Source organism: Bacteroidales bacterium, assembly GCA_013314715.1.
In the GTDB taxonomy this organism is placed as follows: domain Bacteria; phylum Bacteroidota; class Bacteroidia; order Bacteroidales; family GWA2-32-17; genus Ch61.
The window spans coordinates 15,813-34,094 of record JABUFC010000024.1 but is presented as its reverse complement, the minus strand read 5'-3'; the positions used below and the strand labels follow the sequence as shown (position 1 = coordinate 34,094).

Below are 18,282 nucleotides of genomic sequence, written 5' to 3'. Positions count from 1 at the left end.
AATGAGTTCATTTGTTGTTGAAGGTGGTAAACCACTATACGGAGAAATAAGCGTGCAAGGAGCTAAAAACGAAGCCTTACAAGTTATATGCGCCACATTACTTACAAAAGAAGAAGTTATTATTAATAATATTCCCGAAATACTCGATGTTTTAAAATTAAACGAACTTCTACAAACTTTAGGTGTTGAAATAAAAAAAATTGACACAGGCAAATATTCGTATAAAGCAGAAAACATAAACATAAACCAAATTTATTCGGACGATTTTTATCAAAAAGCAGCCAAACTACGAGGCTCTATTATGGTAGTCGGTCCTTTACTAGCTCGCTTTGGGACAGCCATAATACCCAAACCTGGCGGCGATAAAATAGGACGCCGCCACCTCGATACCCATTTTTTTGGTTTTGAAAAATTAGGAGCAAAATCAAAATTCAATCACGACCGAAGCTTATTCTCTGTAAAAGCATCGAAACTCAAAGGTCAATACATGCTCCTCGACGAAGCCTCTGTTACCGGAACTGCCAACATAATTATGGCATCCGTTTTAGCAGAAGGTACTACTACCATTTTCAATGCAGCTTGCGAACCCTACGTCCAACAACTGTGCCGAATGCTAAACAAAATGGGAGCTAAGATAAATGGAGTTGGCTCCAACTTGCTCACCATCGAAGGAGTTACATCGCTCAAAGGCACACAACATACCATACTACCCGATATGATAGAAGTAGGTAGTTTTATAGGCTTAGCTGCTCTAACACAAAGCGATATCACTATTAAAAATGTTGGTTTCGAACACCTTGGTATCATTCCACAATCGTTCAAAAAATTAGGCATCCCTGTCGAACGCTCTGGTATAGACGATATTCATATTCCCCCACTCAAACATTACGAAATTGAAACCTACCTCGATGGTTCCATTCTTACTATAGCCGACGCTATATGGCCTGGCTTAAGTCCCGACTTATTGAGCATTTTTTTAGTAGTTGCCATTCAAGCCAAAGGAAGCGTTCTAATACATCAAAAAATGTTCGAAAGTCGCCTCTTCTTCGTTGATCGTTTAATAGAAATGGGAGCTCAAATTATTCTTTGCGACCCTCACCGAGCTATTGTTATAGGTCATAACCGCCGTGTTCCACTTCATGCCATCGAAATGAGCTCGCCCGATATTCGTGCCGGTGTTGCCCTCCTCATCGCTGCCCTTTCGGCAAATGGAACAAGTAAAATTCATAATATCGAGCAAATAGACAGAGGTTATCTAGAAATTGATAAAAGATTAAATAACTTAGGAGCAAATATAAAACGTTTATAATATGATTAAAATTTCATACCTTTTATTAGCAGCTATTATTAGCATTAGCTTTATGGTACCTCATCAATTATCAGTACCAAAAAAATATGAATCGCTTCAATCAAATAAAGACAAAATTACGGTAGGTACAGAAATTGGGAATAAGGCTCCCGAATTAAAATTAAAAAATCCCGATGGTAAAGAAATAGCTCTAAGTTCCCTAAAAGGGAAAATGGTACTCATAGATTTTTGGGCATCGTGGTGCGGTCCATGCCGACGCGAAAACCCAAATGTAGTAGCCGCATACAAAAAATACAAAGATAAAAAATTTAAAAACGGCAAAGGCTTTACCGTTTATAGCGTTTCGCTCGACAAAAGCGCCGAAAGTTGGAAAAGAGCTATTCAACAAGATAGCCTTATATGGGAAAATCATGTTAGCGATCTCATGTACTGGAATAGCGAAGCCGCCCGCTTATACGGAGTGATGGGCATACCTACCAACTGGCTCATCGATGGAAACGGTATAATAGTGGCCAAAAATTTAAGAGGCTCAACTCTAGAACAAGAACTCGAAAAACAGCTTAAATAACTTATGCCTTATTGCTACGAATATCCCCGCCCAGCAGTAGCCACCGATATTGTTTTAATAGCCCACCAAAAATTAGAGACCAACGTTTTACTTATTAAACGTAAAAATAATCCTTACAAAGGCATGTGGGCATTCCCAGGTGGTTTTATGGACATGAACGAATTTTTAATCGATACCGCCCGTAGAGAATTATACGAAGAAACCGGAATAAAAATAAACGAACTCATTTTTTTTGGTATATACGACGATCCCAACCGCGACCCACGAGGAAGAACAATAGGCATTGTATATTATGCATTATTAAACAAAACCATCCCCACTCAATCGGGCGACGATGCCTTACAAGCTCAATGGTTTTCTATTGATAACTTACCACCTTTAGCTTTCGACCACCCAAAAATATGGCAAGATATTCAACACAAAATATTAACACATATTTGATAATCAACATTTTATATTGTTAATTAAATTATTTTCATCTACTTATTTTGTTTTTAAAAAGCCCTTACTTTTAATCAAATATCTTGCTATGCAAAAAGTATTTATTCTTGTTTTAATTATATTACAATCGGTTAACCTATTGATAGCTCAACCTAACAATAAAATTGATTTTTTGACCGAAATACCGGCTTCGCCTTTTACCTCCGAAAATTATACCGATAAAAATATCACAAAGATGCCCGTTTTAGACGATTTAACCATAGAAATGCGTTTAAGCGAACTCAACTTTCAAACTCCCATTAGTCTCGATTTTAACGATCATGTAAAAAAATATATTCATTATCTTTTAACTCAACGCAAAGATGTTATAAATCGTTCATTATCTTATGCTGGATATTATTTTCCCATTTTCGAAACATACCTCGACAAATACCATTTACCAATGGAATTAAAATATTTATCGGTAGTTGAATCGGGCTTAAACCCTTTTGCTCGAAGTAAATCAGGAGCGGTTGGTTTATGGCAATTTTTACTTCCTACAGCACAATTACTAAACCTAAAAATAAATTCTTTTATTGACGAACGTCAAGACCCTATTAAATCGACCGAAGCAGCATGTAGCTATTTAGAATACCTTTACAATATGTTTAACGACTGGCAATTAGCCATAGCCGCCTACAATGGTGGTCCTAGCGTCGTAAAAAATGCAATGATTCGCAGTGGTAAAAACACATTTTGGGAAATAAGACCTTATTTGTCGCAAGAAACACAAAATTACGTACCTGCATTTATTGCAATGGTCTATTTAATGAATTACGCTAAAGAATATCAATTGCAACCAAGCGAAAATATGGTATATTACCATCAAATTGATACGGTATTAGTAAACAAGCCTATATACTTCCAAAAACTATCGCAAATACTCAATATTAACATCGAAACCATACGCTTTTTAAATCCTGTTTATAAACAAGACTATATTCCTAAAATGCCCACAAATGTTCCTTTAGTTTTACCTAGTGATAAAATATCAGCTTTTATCGAACATAAAAATGAAATTTACAACAATGATTTTCCAGACCCCAATCAACTAAACTCTAATAATACGAAAAAAGCTATTTCTTATACAGTAAAAAAAGGCGATTATCTTACTAAATTAGCTATTGACTTCAGATGCTCGCCCGAAGATATTAAAAAATGGAATAACTTAAAATCAAACGATTTAACAACAGGAAGTAGTTTAACTATATGGACACCTACAACTAATAATAGTATCATTATTGAATAATATCTTATATATTTTAATACCCTTTTAAACTATGAAAACACATTATATCCCACTTAATAAATACGATACTGTTATTGAACATTTTGATGGCAGCATTAGCATTCCACCTCACGAAAAAAAAAGATACTTATTTATTGCACAACATTTCAATGATATATATTTTTTAAATAATATCGATGGCTGTTTATATACCTATTCTTTAGAATACGAAAATTTAACTCAAATCAATACTCATAATACCGATATTTGGAAAAATAAAATTGGAATCACATTTTATCAAGATTTTATACTAACCTTCGATGCCAAAACTCTAAATATACTATGGTTTGAAAAAAATACATTAAGGCTTATCCATCAAACAAAGCTTAATATTAACATCAATCATTTGTTTGTCGAAAACGATCATTTATGGGTAACAGAACGCGAATCGGCAAAAATTATACAATATCAAATTGAACAAACTACATTAACCTTACTAAATTCTTTTAATTACAAGGGCATTGGAAATACATCATTATATATAATAAACGACGAACTTTATATTACCGACTCCGAAGAAAATACAATAAGATGTTATTACTTTGACGGTAGTTTAAAATTCGAAGCCATCACCCCCTTTATCGACCCCATTGGTCAAATCTATAAAAATCAACAACATTTTATCCTTTATGGAGGTTTAGTTAACGAAGTTGGCTACGATAATCGTTGTTGGCAAGAACAAAAACCCTTTTTACATGCTATTAAAATACAAACAACCCCACATGAGAACTATAATATAGTTAGCACTAATGCTTTTGAAATAGATTTTATATACGAAGAAAACTTTTTTGAAAATGAATTACAGCATTATTCACTACCAATGACCATACAACTGGCAATCCCTCCTGATACCCTACACCAAAAAGTCCTAAAAATTGTTCATTTAGGACTCCCTTTCGAAATTATTGAAATAAACCAAAAAAAATATGCCCAATACACCATCCATCATCCATTTGTAAAGTCTATTGGTTTCAGAGCTACACTTCAACTTACAAGCATAAAAATAAATCCCAAAAACAATAATATTAGTTTAGATACTACAAACCAATTAACCCCCGAAGAAGAAAATGAATTAGACCTTAACAACCCATATTTTAATCAATTCATTATTCATGATGAGCTTGATAACATAGAAAAAGCCAAAAAACTCAGAAATATATTATACTCTAAATTAGAATATAAAAAAAATATTGATGCACGCAATTTTGAAGAAGTTTTAAAAGACGGCTATGGTACTTGCGGCGATTACACAGCACTTATGCTCATTTTTTACACACTCAATCACATAGCTTGCCAATCGGTAGGTGGCTATAAAGTTCCACGATTTTACAATGCTACTAACAGTATAATGAGTATTTACTATAATCATGCATGGATCGAAGTTTTTGATAACAAAAATGCAGTAAGTTTACCAATAGAATCTAGTTCCGATAACAAAGAATATCAACATCGCTTTTGCGAAGGTCAGTTTTTAGGTATTGATTGGACACATATTAAATTATATAACGGCAAAGCCTTCCCTCATTTACTTAATATACCAAGTCATCCAAACATTCATCCTTTCGATTTACTTAAAAAAGCTTCTGTTTTCGCAATAATAAAAAAAGAATTATAGCCAACCTACCCATATTTCAAAATATAATACAATCATGGACCAAATTAAAGTTATTAAAGTAAGCGGTAATGCTGGCTTCAAAAATTCCCAGAATTTTATACGAATACCGTATTTTCGTGCCGATTCAATGACAATAAGATTTGCTATTGCTCCAATAATTGTTGCATTACCCGCCAATGTTGATGCCGATGCCAAAGCCAACCACAACACATCGGTACTGGCAATTTTTAAAAAGGGTAACATCAAAATAGTAAAAGGCACATTGCTTACTATTTGCGAACCAATCAAGCTCATAACATGTATCGACCATACACCATTAAACGAATTTTGAACCTGAGCATATTGTACAAAATAATCTAACAAGCCCACTTTTTCAACTCCTTTCACTACCACAAACAAAGAAGCAAAAAACAAAATCAATACCCAATCGACCTTATCAATAATACGACGAGGTTTAATATGACCAAAAATCATTACAATAGACGCACCTGCCAATGCGATCATCGATATAGACAAATGCAACAATTTACCTAAAAAGAAAGCAACAATAACACCTAAAAAAATAGGAACAGATATTCGCAAAGAATCAAATCGATAATTTAAATTTTCGTCAGGAGGGTGAATCAATTTTAGGGTCAAAAATTCCGATCGGTAATACCATCGAATAAAAACAATAACCATTAACATACCGATAAACGAAATAGGCAACAAATAAAGCATAAAAGTACCATACGATAAATTGCTATTTAAGCCAATAAGCATATTTTGTGGATTACCGGTTATAGTCATTGCAGACCCAATATTCGACGACATTATTTCAGCAATTAAATATGGTATAGGGTTAAGATTCGAGGCTCTGCAAATAAAAATCAAAATAGGCGTAAACATAAGTACTACAGCATCGTTTACCAAAAAGGCAGAAGCAATACCCGTAATAAAAACGACATAAGTTAATAATCGTCGTTGATTTTTTGCTAGTACAATCGATTTTTCGGTAAGATAATTGAATAAGCCATCGGCTTGTAACGATGCAATAATAATCATCATTCCTAAAAGCAACGAGAGCGTGTTGAAATCGATAGCATAAATAGCCTCTTCAAAAGTCATAACCCCAAATAACATCATAGCCACAGCTCCAAAAAAAGCTGCCGACGGTCGATCGATATTAAGCCAAGGCAAGCGGGTAAAAATAATACCCGTGTAGGTAATTACAAATATTAATAAGGCAACAATTTGAATATTCATAGATTATAAAATAGAACTTGCCAATTCTGCTAAATAACTACGTTCGCCTTTAATTAAATTTACATGTGCAAATAAATCTTGTCCTTTCATTCGATCGGTTAAGTATGTTAAACCATTCGATTTGCTATCCAAATAGGGCGAATCTATTTGCTCAATATCGCCGGTAAAAATAATTTTACTACCCTCACCGGCACGTGTAATAATGGTTTTTACTTCGTGAGGTGTTAAATTTTGTGCTTCGTCAACAATAAAAAAAACATTCGATAAGCTTCGTCCCCTTATATATGCCAAAGGTTCAATAACAAGGGTTTCGTTTTTCAACATTTCGTCGATAGTTTTAATTTCAGCTGAGTCGGCTTTAAATTTGTATTTTATTACGTTCAAATTATCAAAAAGGGGCTGCATATAAGGTCCAATTTTTTCTTTAACATCCCCTGGCAAAAAGCCTAAATCTCTGTTCGACAAAGGCACTATTGGACGCGCTACTAATATTTGATTATACTTTTTGCGTTGATGTAAACCTGCAGCTAAGGCTAATAATGTTTTTCCAGTTCCTGCTCTACCAGTAATTGCCATCAATTGTACCGTTTCGCGGAACAAACCATCCATGGCAAAAGTTTGTTCGGCATTGCGTGGTTCTATACCAAAAGCTTTACGTTTTTCTACTCGCTGAAACATTTTAGTGTAAGGATCGAAATGTACTAAAACACTTAACTTGGTATTTTTTAAAATAAAATATTGATGTGCCACTGGTGGTTGAGGTAATTTAATCTCTTCTAACGGAATACCCATTGAATCATCATATAAGCGTTGAATAATTCCACTTGAAAATCCTTCAATAGTTGGTATTACATCGTTTACCTGATCGAGGTTTTGTACTTTATCCGATTCGTAATCTTCGGCATCTAACCCCAACGATTTGGCTTTCATTCGCAAATTGATGTCCTTACTAACTAGAATAACCGGAATTTTCGGATTATTGGCTGCAATATAATCGGCAATCGCTAATATACGATGATCGGGAGTTTTTTCGGGAAAAGATTCGGCTAATTTCTTAGAATATTCTTTGCCTGTTTCAACAAATAATTTTCCAAGACCTTTTCCAAGCGGAATTCCATCTTTAAATTGCCGTTTCCCAGCTAAATGATCGAGTTCGCGTGTAAACTCACGTGCATTATAACTTATAAGATCCGCTCCTTTTTTCATTTTATCCAACTCTTCTAAAACTACTATGGGGATAACCAAATCGTTTTCTTGAAACTTATATATACAACGAAAATCGTGTAATATAACATTCGTATCCAAAATAAAAATCTTTTTCTTTGCCATATTCTTTTGTTTAAAATTATCAACTTTTACGAATATAAAGCTTTTTTGTTGTTGAATTAAGCTTTTTTTAATAGAAGATTTACACCATCTAATGTTAATAAAAAAACGGGATCAAAAATGACCCCGTTTTTTATAATAAGGTTATCTAAAGATATTTATTTTTTACTTTCGTAATGTTTTTGATAACGATTGCGGAAGCGATCTACACGACCAGCTGTATCAACCAACTTAACCTTACCGGTGTAAAATGGATGAGAAGTATTAGAAATTTCAACTTTAATGAGTGGATAAGTTACACCATCTATTTCAATGGTTTCTTTACTTGCTGCTGTAGATTTGGTAATAAAAATATGTTCGTTCGACATATCCTTGAATACTACCAGTCTGTAATTTTTGGGGTGAATATCCTTTTTCATACAATCTTTAATATTATTTTTGAACCGCAAAGATAGTTTTATTTTTTGACTTATCAAAACATTTTTTGCATATTTTTAACCACATTATGTTGAAAACGATTTAATAAAAAAATTTCTTATTAAAAGCCTTTTTTTAATGAAAATAATAAAATTAGCCTGTTAAAAATATTTGAAAAGGGTATTATGATATTTCAAAATTGTAGCGTATTTTTGAGAGATGAAAACTCCGATTACAGAAAACACCAGCGAAGGTAATTATTTTTTTAAAAAAGAGATCGTTTTTACGACACTCAAAGGCAATATTGTGTGTATAATTCTTTTTATATTCTGGTTTTTATGTAACTCTTTTCTATTATATTTCAATTTTCACTCATTTTCTTTTATTTTTGAAGGTTTTAAAACTGTCTTTTTTGAGGTAAAATATAGTCTTCCTATTTTTTTATTGGGTATTTTTTTTCAAGAATTGATAAAAAGCATCATGCTTAAACTTATTGCTAAAGTTAATTTTTCGCAACAGTTAAAAGGTTTTTCGTTTTCATCGCTAATGCCCTATGTTCATAGCAAATATCCTATAAATATTCATCATTACCGTTTAATATTATTAACCTCTTCACTCATTTTATTGCCCACTATTTTTCTTAGTTATTTTTTTCAGATGTACTCATTTTTATATTTTTCGTCATTTTGGCTGTTATTTTCGGGATATGATTTATACAGCGTTTATTTAATAAGAAACTATGAACGTTCGTATTTAGCAGCCGACCACCCAACTTTACCGGGTGTAGTAGTTTATCCAAATCCGTTTATTGATTAAAAATTCAAAATATGAAAGACACATTAAAACTTGGTTTAAGTTTCGAAACAACCTTAAAATCCGAGCCAAAGCATTCTGCTATGACATATGGTTCTGGCCTTGTTGATGTTTTTAGCACTCCTGCAATGGTTGCCTTTATGGAACAAACTAGCAACGAACTCCTTAACGAGCATATCGATTCTTCAGAGACATCGGTAGGTATTGAAATTTGTGTTAAACATTTAAAAGCAACCCCTATCGGTGATATCATTACATGTAAAGCTCAAATTATTGAGATATATAAAAATAAAATCACCTTTAGCGTAGAAGCATACGATTCAAGAGGAAAAATCGGTGAAGGGACACACAAACGAGCAGTTGTTAATAAAGAACAATTTTTAAAGAGTATAATTTAAAAACTATTCATCAAACTTTTTAGCTTCTTCCCATATCTCGTTCATTTCGTCTAATGACATATCGTGCAACGAACGACCTTTTAACAAAGTTTTATCTTCTAAATAATTGAAGCGTTTCATAAATTTTCGATTGGTATGCTCTAAGGCTTTTTCGGGGTCAATATCGTACAAGCGAGCTGCATTAATGATAGAGAATAGTAAATCGCCCAATTCGGATTCTATTTTTTCTTTATTATTCATAGCTAACGCTTCGGCTTTTAATTCATTCATTTCTTCTGTAACTTTATCCCATACCTGCTCACGTTGGTCCCAATCAAACCCCACTCCCCTAACCTTTTCCTGAATACGATATGCCTTAACAATAGCCGGTAAGCCCTTTGGGACACCTTCTAACACTCGCTTACGACCATTTTTAAGCTTAATATCTTCCCAGTTTCGTTTTACGTCTTCGTCATTATTCACCTTTACATCACCATATATATGCGGATGACGCTGTATCAGTTTATTATTGATGGTATCAAGTACACTTGCCATATCAAATGCTGCTAGTTCTTCGCCAATTTTAGCATAAAAAACAATGTGAAGCATTAAATCGCCTAATTCATTTTTTAATTCATCGAGATTTTTTTCGTCTATGGCTTGTGCTAACTCATAAACTTCTTCGATAGTAAGTTTTCTTAAACTTTCGAGCGTTTGTTTTTTATCCCACGGACATTTTTCTCTCAATTCGTCCATTATTTCGAGCAAACGAATAAAATTTTCAACAGCTTTTTCTTTATTCTTCATGGCTAACCTGATTAAACACATTTTCTATCGTCCAAGCCTGAGGCTCTTCTAAGCATAAACTTTTTAATGTAGAAACAACTTCTTTAAATAAATCGCTCTTTTTATATTGTTTTAAATATTTCTCGTTTTCCCAGATAGTATATGTATAATAAACATTCTTGTTTTGCCGTTCATGAAAAAAATCAAAATGCAAACATCCGGGTAATTTTAGTTTCTCGTCGTGCAAATTATTCATAAACAATTCGAAGGCTTCTAACTTATTGTTTTCTACCTTCATTTTAACTACTCTTAATATCATAAAAACTCAATGGTTATATGGGTTCTTGGTAATAAATTATATAATTTACTTATATTATCGTTAAATATACCTAATTCGAGTAAATCTACCGAATTAAATATAGCAAATAATTCATCGTTCGTATGTTCGTAATACGAGGTTGAAATTTTTTTAATACATTCGTGTTTTGTGCCTGGATATATAATAAAATTTCGGTCAGCCTTACACTGTTCAAACTTAGATCTACTTATATTTGTAATTGCATTACCGTAAGAATCAACAAAAATAACCATTCCCGTAAGAATGTTATTGGAAAAATCGGGATAAAATTTTTTAACTTTTTGATAATCATGGCATTCTTCGCCTAATGGAATATTTTTATCATCTATTAATTTACCTATACTAGGAATAAACACATCTTTTTCAGCAAAAGTAGTTTCATCAAATGGTAACTTATATACTTTTTTTTTATGAATGTCGTCAATAAAGGCTATAATACCATTGTTTGCACAAAATAAATGTCGCTCATTAACATTAACATACAAGTAACCTTTATCTTCGTCAGCTATAGAATTAATGCCAACAATAAATATTGTATCTTCGGGATAAGAAAATAATGCTATACGTAAGATAAAGCCTGCTTGCATTAAATCGTGCAACTCTATGTAATGATTAGGGTAAAATATTTTAATGTCAGGATGTAATTTAAGTAGCATTCCTTCTGTCATGACACGATAGTAATCGTCTTTATTCCAATCACTTATTATTACTACATTCGGCATTGTTAATATTTTTTTACTCTCGTTTACTCCTACTAAAAAAGTAACTAATCCGTGTGCAAGTTAACAATAATTTTTAAAGAATGGTGAACATTCTGTTAAGAAGATTTTACGGATACTCATCAGAACGTGATTACTTTTGCTACAAAAATTGCCTATCCCACGTAATTGACAATGACTACGATAAAGAAAAATAAAAACATCATATTATTTTTGCATGCTGAATGCATACCTAAAAAAAAATCATTTTCTTTGTCTCAAAATTAAAGAAAAAATTCATGATAGAAAAACTTATTGTTCTTGAAACCGAAAAACCCATTCTCTTTTTTGGTGCAAGACATAAAAACCTGCATTTAATTCAAAAACACTTACCCCAAGTTAAAATAATAGCACGAGGAAATGAAATTAAAATAATAGGAGAAGAACTCGAAGTAGAATATGCATTTAAAAAAATAAATGAATTGATTAGCTTCTTCAACAAATTTAAAGAATTATCAGAGCAGAAAATTTTATATTTTTTCAACGATCAATCATCATACTCTAATATGGAAGAAATTACCATTATTCATAACAACGAAGGTAAACCTATAAAAGCTTACACTCCCAATCAAAAAAAATTAATTGAAATTTCTACTCAAAACGATTTAGTTATAGTAACAGGACCAGCCGGAAGCGGAAAAACATACACCGCCATCGCATTAGCCGTTAAAGCACTTAAAAATAGAGAAATAAAGCGTATTATACTCAGTCGTCCGGCAGTAGAAGCCGGCGAGAACTTAGGTTATTTGCCCGGAAATTTAAAAGACAAACTCGACCCCTATCTACAGCCCTTGTACGATGCACTACTCGATATGATTCCACGAAAAAAACTTGAAGAATACATCGAAGATGGAATTATTGAAATTGCACCTTTAGCCTATATGCGTGGAAGAACTTTAGATTATGCTTTTGTTATTCTCGACGAAGCACAAAATGCTACTACCCTTCAATTAAAAATGTTTCTAACACGTATGGGCAAAAATGCCAAATTTATAATTACCGGAGATATAACACAAATCGATCTTAATCATAAACAACAATCAGGATTATATATTGCTACACAAATTCTAAAAGATATAGAAGGTATTGGGATAATTGAATTTAATGAATTAGACATTGTTCGGCATAAATTAGTTAAAGATATTGTAAAAGCATATGATAAATTTCAAAACAATAAATAAATTATGAATTCAGTAGTATCAACCAATTTCAAATTGAAAGGTCAAACTAATTTCTATAAAGGAAAGGTTCGCGATGTATATACTATCAACGACGAATTATTGGTGATGGTAGTTAGCGATCGTATATCTGCATTTGATGTAGTTTTACCCAAAGGCATTCCTTACAAAGGGCAAGTGCTCAACCAAATAGCATCCATGTTTTTAGATGCTACCAAAGACATTGTACCTAATTGGAAAATAGACTCGCCCGACCCAAATGTAACTATCGGCTACAAATGCGAACCATATCCAGTCGAAATAATTGTTAGAGGTTATTTAACCGGTTCAAGCTGGCGTGATTATAAAAAGGGGCAACGTTCAATCTGTGGAATACCCTTACCCGATGGCATGAAAGAACATCAAAAATTCGAACACCCTATTTTAACACCTACTACCAAAGCCCATATTGGACACGATGAAAACATTTCACGCGAAGAAATCATTAAACAACAACTTATTCCTGAAAATGAATATTTAGAAATCGAAAAAATTGCCTTAGCTTTGTTTGAACGTGGAAGCCAAATAGCAAAACAGCAAGGTCTTATATTAGTAGATACAAAATATGAATTCGGAAAAAAAGATGGAAAAATATATTTAATTGACGAAATTCACACACCCGACTCTTCGCGATATTTTTATGCCGATGGCTACGAAGAACGTTTTGCTAAAAATGAACCCCAACGCCAGCTCTCCAAAGAATTTGTCCGCGAATGGCTCATGCAAAAAGGATTTAAGGGAGAAGCCGGACAAAAAGTTCCCGAAATGAGCGATGAATTTGTAAATCAAGTATCGGAACGCTACATCGAACTCTACGAAAAAATTACCGGGAAAAAATTCATAAAAGCAAATATTGAAAACATTGAAGAAAGAATTTACAATAACATCCAGTTTTTCCTCCAAAAAATATCTATCTAATTTTTTCTAAATCGATTTATTTATATATTTGTACCAAGTTTAACCATTAATTTTTAACTATGAAAAAACTTTATTTGTTTTTATTAACCTTTACACTAGGTTTTGTTAGTTTGAATGCACAAGTGTTGTATTCAGACAATTTCGATTCGTATGCCAATAATGCCAAAGTAGCTCAAACCATAGGTTCAACATGGTGGACTACATGGTCGAATGCTCCTGGCGGCGCCGAAGATGGCATTATTTCGAATGCTCAATCGGTTAGCCCTTCTAATTCTATTTACATTGCTGGTTCTAACGACCAAATTTTTAAATGTGGCGGAAAAACGACCGGACGCTATGAATTAAGTTGGCAAATGTTGGTTCCCGCTAGTCATATCGGATATTTTAACCTGCTTCATAGTTTTGCAGGTGCAAATAGCGAATGGGCTTTTCAAGCATATATTTATAACGACTCGATCTATGTCGATGCAGGTGCAGCTACTGCTGCCGGCACAAGCTTTACACGTGGCACATGGCATAGTGTTAAAATGATTGTCGATGTGGACGACGACTATGCAACCTGCTTTATAGATGGCAACGAATTGATTAGCTATCAATGGAGCAAAGGATCATTCGGCACTGGCACACTTCATAAATTAGACGCCATTAATTTCTATGCATGGGATGGTACAGGCTCACCTACTCCTAATACAGGAGGTTCTACCAAAGGTTACTATGTTGATGATTTACTTTATGAACAAGTTAATGCTCCAACAGCACCAACAAATTTAACAGCAACCATCAATGGTGCTGATATTGATGTAACATGGACAGCCCCCAATCCAGCCCCAAATAATTATAAATTAATGAGAAATGGTATTGTTATCTTAAATACTACCAATAACTCTTATACCGATTTAGGACCATGGCCTAATACCTATAATTATATAGTAAGAGCTGGATATGGTACGAGCGGATATTCGCAAGCTTCAAATACTGCATCGGTAACAATTGCTGGTGGTGTTACACGTAACAAAGTATTATTCGAAGGCGGAACAGGTACATGGTGCCAATATTGTCCTGGAGCTGCAATGGGCTTACGCGATCTAATTGAAGTTAACCATAAAGAAGCTGTTGCTATCGAATATCATAGCGGCGATGCATACGAAAACGTAGATGCTCAACAACGTCTCGGATACTATGCTATTGAAGCATTTCCTACTATGGTTGTTGACGGCAAATTAAGAGTAGAAGGTGGCAATGCTACACAAAGTTTATATACTGCTTATTTACCATTATATAACGAACGTTACCCAATTCCAGCCTTACAAAATTTAAATATTAATATCGTAAATACCGGAGTAGATACCTACCAAGCAACAATAACTGTAGAAGAAACCTATCCTTTCCTTACCAATGGGTTAAAACTGCATACTGCATTAACAGAATCTAACATCGCCGTTACATGGTATAATCAAACAGAAGTTGATTTTGTTCTTCGTAAAATGTTTCCCGATGCTGCCGGTACCGATTTAGATTTTTCACAAAATACAACCCAAACATTTACATTTAATTTTTCAACTACCGGTTTTGTAAAAGATAATTGTGAATTTGTAGCTTTTGTTCAACACGATGCAACACAAGAAGTTACTCAAGTTGCTAAAGTGGATATGTCAACCATTTCGGGTATAGAAGAATTAAGCGGCAATAAAATCAGCTTATTCCCTAATCCAACCTCCGATTATGTAATTCTTAACTCTAATGGCAATGGTTATTTAACTATTACTGACATTACTGGAAAAACTGTTTATAGTGCTTTTGTAAATCAAACTTCACAATTTTTCAATATCTCAAGTCTTAGCAAAGGTATTTACATGGTACAATATACATCCAATCAAAAAACATTTACTCAAAAACTTATTATTCAATAAGAAAAAGCTTATCAATAAAAAAGAGGCTGACTTAAATTTAAATCAGCCTCTTTTTTTTTACTATAAAAACTCGTTTAACCTAAATATTGTTTTAATAATTTACTTCTACTTGTATGACGTAAACGACGAATAGCTTTTTCTTTTATTTGACGAACTCGTTCACGAGTCAAACCAAGTTCCTCGCCAATTTCTTCAAGAGTTTTTTCGGGGCATCCAAGACCAAAAAAGTAACGAACTATATCGCGTTCTCGTTCTGTTAATGTTGCTAACGAACGTTCAATTTCTTTTTTAAGTGATTCGTTAATCAATTTACCATCAGCTACAGGCGAGTCAGGATTTTCAATAACATCTACTAAACTATTATCTTCTCCTTCAACAAAAGGTGCATCCATAGATACATGACGTCCAGAAACACGCAAGGTATCCATTACCTTTTCTTTGGGTAAATCTAATAACTCTGCTAATTCTTCAGGTGTAGGTGTTCTTTCGTACTCTTGTTCAAATTTTGACAACGCCTTATTAATTTTATTTAAAGCACCTACTTGATTCAAAGGCAAACGTACAATACGCGATTGCTCTGCTAATGCTTGCAATATAGACTGACGAATCCACCAAACTGCATAAGAAATAAATTTAAAACCTCTGGTTTCATCAAATTTTTCTGCCGCTCTAATTAAACCTAAATTACCTTCATTGATTAAGTCAGGTAAACTCAAGCCCTGATTTTGATATTGTTTTGCAACCGATACTACAAATCGCAAATTTGCACGTGTAAGTTTTTCAAGAGCTTCTCTATCTCCCTTTCTTATCCGTTGAGCAAGTTCAACTTCTTCTTCAACCGTTATTAATTCTTCTTTACCAATCTCTTGTAAGTACTTATCAAGCGAAGCACTTTCGCGGTTAGTAATTGATTTTGTGATTTTTAGTTGCCTCATATATTTATTTTTTTTTCGTTACAAAATTACAATGCTTTTTAACCAATGTCAATACTAAAATTATTAATTAAAGTTTTAAAACTAATGTTTATTATAGAAGCGATTTTCGTAAGACATTCATTTTTAATTATTTGCAAAAACAAATGATGCATAATTTCAAACTGCGAATATAGTACAAAAAACGTTATTTGCCAAATAATATTTTAGACTAATCAACTAATTAACTTTTTTTATCAAAATTTTTTAGCGAATATTTTGAGACCTTTTTAACCAAAGTAGGATGAATAAAAAAATACAATCAGGCTAATAATAATAGTAATATTTTTAGAAGAATAAACCCTACACCCACCGTCATACCGAGCCTGTCGAGGTATAACCATTCACAAACCTAAATAAACATTGGGGTCATTCTTCGACAAGCTCAGAATGACGAGCAATTCGACAAGCTCAAAATGACGACAAATGGGTTGGCCTCGACCAAAAAAAGAAGTGTTGCAAAGGTCTTATTTTTTGTATCATTTAAAATGTTAAAACTTTGTTGCTAAACCATGTTAATTTCTTTTTTTTCTCAAACTGATAGCTTTCTTTGGTTAATAAAATAAAGGTTTATATTTTTGTAGATTAAAAATAATAATCATTTATTTATGAAAATTTCAATGATTGGAACCGGATATGTAGGTCTTGTATCTGGTACTTGTTTTGCAGAAACAGGTGTTACGGTTACTTGTGTCGATATCGACGAAAATAAAATTAATAAACTTAACCAAGGAATTATCCCAATATATGAACCTGGTTTAGAATCGATGGTTAAAAAAAACAAAGAAAGAGGTTTACTTTTCTTTACTACGAGTATAGCTGAAAGTATCAAAGACGCCGAGGTTGTATTTATTGCAGTAGGAACTCCACCCGACGAAGATGGGTCAGCCGATTTGCAATATGTACTGGGAGTTGCCAAAGAAATTGGTCAACATATGAATCACTATATGGTGATTGTTAACAAAAGCACAGTTCCTGTTGGTACAGCTCAAAAAGTTAAAAACACCATACAACAAGAACTCCAAAAACGAAATCTATCAATTCCCTTTGATGTAGTTTCTAATCCAGAATTTTTAAAAGAAGGAAACGCTATCGAAGATTTTCTTCGTCCCGATAGAATTGTCGTTGGGATTGAATCTGAGCAAGCCGAGAAAGTTATGCGTAAGTTATACAAACCTTTTATTTTAAACAATCACCCTATAATATTTATGGACGTTGCTTCGGCCGAACTTACCAAATATGCTGCCAATGCCATGTTAGCAACTCGCATAAGTTTTATGAATGAGATTGCTCGTGTTTGCGAATTAGTAGGTGCCGATGTAAATATGGTTCGCAAAGGAATTGGAAGCGACCCTCGCATTGGCAATAAATTTTTATATGCAGGTGTTGGATATGGTGGTTCTTGTTTCCCAAAAGATGTTAAAGCACTTATTAATACTTCTAAAGAATTTCATTATAATTTTGAAATATTACAATCAGTCGATAAAGTTAACGAAGACCAAAAAATATTATTAGCTAAAAAAGTACTAGCACATTACCAAGGAGATATCAAAGGAAAGAAATTTGCTATTTGGGGTTTATCATTTAAACCCAATACCGATGATATGCGTGAAGCCCCATCTTTAGCCATCATTAAAACATTAAAAGAACACGGTGCAAATATAATCGCTTACGACCCTGTCGCAATGAACGAATGTAAGCGTAGAATCGGGAATACTATTGAATATGCCAACTCACCCTACGAAGCTCTACAAAACGTTAACGCAGTATTGCTTGTTACAGAATGGAATGAATTTAGAATTCCCGACCTTGATAAAATGAAACAACTTATGAAAGAATTGATTATTTTCGATGGTCGTAATATATACGAGCCTTCGGAAATCAGAGAAGCGGGCTTTATATATTATGGATTAGGTAGAAAATAAA

At 33.3% G+C, this 18,282-nt stretch carries 18 protein-coding genes; 11 read left to right on the top strand and 7 right to left on the bottom strand.

The annotated features are described in order from the left end of the window. Position 1 precedes the first annotated feature (1 nt). The 5 genes from murA (at position 2) to HPY79_07150 (ending at position 5,260) form a co-directional block, all read left to right on the top strand. A complete protein-coding gene (gene murA, locus HPY79_07170) occupies positions 2-1,309 on the top strand; it encodes a UDP-N-acetylglucosamine 1-carboxyvinyltransferase (GenBank protein NSW45576.1) in 1,308 nt (435 codons plus the stop codon). A 1-nt stretch (position 1,310) separates the two neighbouring features. Then, the gene (locus tag HPY79_07165) at positions 1,311-1,877 is read left to right on the top strand and encodes a TlpA family protein disulfide reductase (GenBank protein NSW45575.1); all 567 of its coding nucleotides are present in this window, start codon (positions 1,311-1,313) and stop codon (positions 1,875-1,877) included. A 3-nt stretch (positions 1,878-1,880) separates the two neighbouring features. Continuing rightward, the gene (locus HPY79_07160; protein NSW45574.1) at positions 1,881-2,318 is read left to right on the top strand and encodes an NUDIX hydrolase; all 438 of its coding nucleotides are present in this window, start codon (positions 1,881-1,883) and stop codon (positions 2,316-2,318) included. A gap of 88 nt (positions 2,319-2,406) precedes the next feature. Next, positions 2,407-3,606, top strand: a complete 1,200-nt coding sequence (locus HPY79_07155) for a transglycosylase SLT domain-containing protein (protein ID NSW45573.1) — start codon at positions 2,407-2,409, stop codon at positions 3,604-3,606. Positions 3,607-3,637: 31 nt separating this feature from the next. Next, entirely contained in the window at positions 3,638-5,260 is a 1,623-nt protein-coding gene (locus tag HPY79_07150) for a transglutaminase domain-containing protein (protein ID NSW45572.1), read from the top strand. Here HPY79_07150 and HPY79_07145 read toward each other — a convergent pair. The 3 genes from HPY79_07145 to HPY79_07135 all read right to left on the bottom strand — a co-directional run bounded on the left by HPY79_07145 (position 5,255) and on the right by HPY79_07135 (position 8,250). After that, positions 5,255-6,505: an anion transporter gene (locus HPY79_07145; GenBank protein NSW45571.1), complete on the bottom strand. Its 1,251-nt coding sequence runs from the start codon at positions 6,503-6,505 to the stop codon at positions 5,255-5,257. The two genes, HPY79_07150 and HPY79_07145, sit on opposite strands and share 6 nt — an antisense overlap. 3 nt (positions 6,506-6,508) lie before the next feature. Beyond that, positions 6,509-7,834 carry a PhoH family protein gene (locus HPY79_07140; GenBank protein NSW45570.1) on the bottom strand — a complete coding sequence of 442 codons (1,326 nt, stop codon included), beginning with the start codon at positions 7,832-7,834 and terminating at the stop codon, positions 6,509-6,511. Between the two features lie 155 nt (positions 7,835-7,989). Further along, positions 7,990-8,250, bottom strand: a complete 261-nt coding sequence (locus tag HPY79_07135; protein ID NSW45569.1) for a type B 50S ribosomal protein L31 — start codon at positions 8,248-8,250, stop codon at positions 7,990-7,992. 478 nt (positions 8,251-8,728) lie between these two features. Here HPY79_07135 and HPY79_07130 point away from each other — a divergent pair, with 478 nt between their 5' ends. Together HPY79_07130 and HPY79_07125 are read left to right on the top strand one after the other, a co-directional pair. Next, positions 8,729-9,064 carry a hypothetical protein gene (locus HPY79_07130; GenBank protein ID NSW45568.1) on the top strand — a complete coding sequence of 112 codons (336 nt, stop codon included), beginning with the start codon at positions 8,729-8,731 and terminating at the stop codon, positions 9,062-9,064. A gap of 11 nt (positions 9,065-9,075) precedes the next feature. Then, positions 9,076-9,459 carry a thioesterase family protein gene (locus HPY79_07125; GenBank protein NSW45567.1) on the top strand — a complete coding sequence of 128 codons (384 nt, stop codon included), beginning with the start codon at positions 9,076-9,078 and terminating at the stop codon, positions 9,457-9,459. Positions 9,460-9,462: 3 nt separating this feature from the next. On the opposite strand, the gene mazG is transcribed toward HPY79_07125, so the two are convergent. Genes mazG through HPY79_07110 form a run of 3 tightly spaced genes read right to left on the bottom strand, consistent with a single transcriptional unit; the run spans position 9,463 to position 11,304 of the window. Beyond that, positions 9,463-10,245, bottom strand: coding sequence for a nucleoside triphosphate pyrophosphohydrolase (gene mazG / locus HPY79_07120; GenBank protein ID NSW45566.1), 783 nt, complete (start codon positions 10,243-10,245; stop codon positions 9,463-9,465). Then, positions 10,235-10,543: an antibiotic biosynthesis monooxygenase gene (locus HPY79_07115; GenBank protein ID NSW45565.1), complete on the bottom strand. Its 309-nt coding sequence runs from the start codon at positions 10,541-10,543 to the stop codon at positions 10,235-10,237. The genes mazG and HPY79_07115 overlap by 11 nt, the downstream gene beginning before the upstream one ends. Continuing rightward, complete coding sequence (locus HPY79_07110; protein NSW45564.1) at positions 10,540-11,304, bottom strand: SAM-dependent chlorinase/fluorinase; 765 nt, start codon at positions 11,302-11,304, stop codon at positions 10,540-10,542. The genes HPY79_07115 and HPY79_07110 overlap by 4 nt, the downstream gene beginning before the upstream one ends. Positions 11,305-11,579: 275 nt before the next feature. Here HPY79_07110 and HPY79_07105 point away from each other — a divergent pair, with 275 nt between their 5' ends. The 3 genes from HPY79_07105 to HPY79_07095 are packed head-to-tail and all read left to right on the top strand — an operon-like array spanning position 11,580 to position 15,385. After that, complete coding sequence (locus HPY79_07105; GenBank protein ID NSW45563.1) at positions 11,580-12,521, top strand: PhoH family protein; 942 nt, start codon at positions 11,580-11,582, stop codon at positions 12,519-12,521. Continuing rightward, the gene (locus tag HPY79_07100; GenBank protein ID NSW45562.1) at positions 12,522-13,475 is read left to right on the top strand and encodes a phosphoribosylaminoimidazolesuccinocarboxamide synthase; all 954 of its coding nucleotides are present in this window, start codon (positions 12,522-12,524) and stop codon (positions 13,473-13,475) included. It abuts the gene before it with no gap. Positions 13,476-13,534: 59 nt separating this feature from the next. Continuing rightward, a complete protein-coding gene (locus tag HPY79_07095) occupies positions 13,535-15,385 on the top strand; it encodes a T9SS type A sorting domain-containing protein (GenBank protein ID NSW45561.1) in 1,851 nt (616 codons plus the stop codon). 74 nt (positions 15,386-15,459) lie between these two features. Here the strand turns inward: HPY79_07095 and HPY79_07090 are convergent, their stop codons facing one another. Further along, on the bottom strand, positions 15,460-16,320 hold the full coding sequence (locus HPY79_07090) for a sigma-70 family RNA polymerase sigma factor (GenBank protein NSW45560.1): 861 nt from the start codon (positions 16,318-16,320) through the stop codon (positions 15,460-15,462). 644 nt (positions 16,321-16,964) lie between these two features. On the opposite strand from HPY79_07090, the gene HPY79_07085 reads away from it, so the two are divergent. After that, entirely contained in the window at positions 16,965-18,281 is a 1,317-nt protein-coding gene (locus tag HPY79_07085; GenBank protein NSW45559.1) for a UDP-glucose/GDP-mannose dehydrogenase family protein, read from the top strand. The last annotated feature ends 1 nt before the right edge of the window (position 18,282 follow it).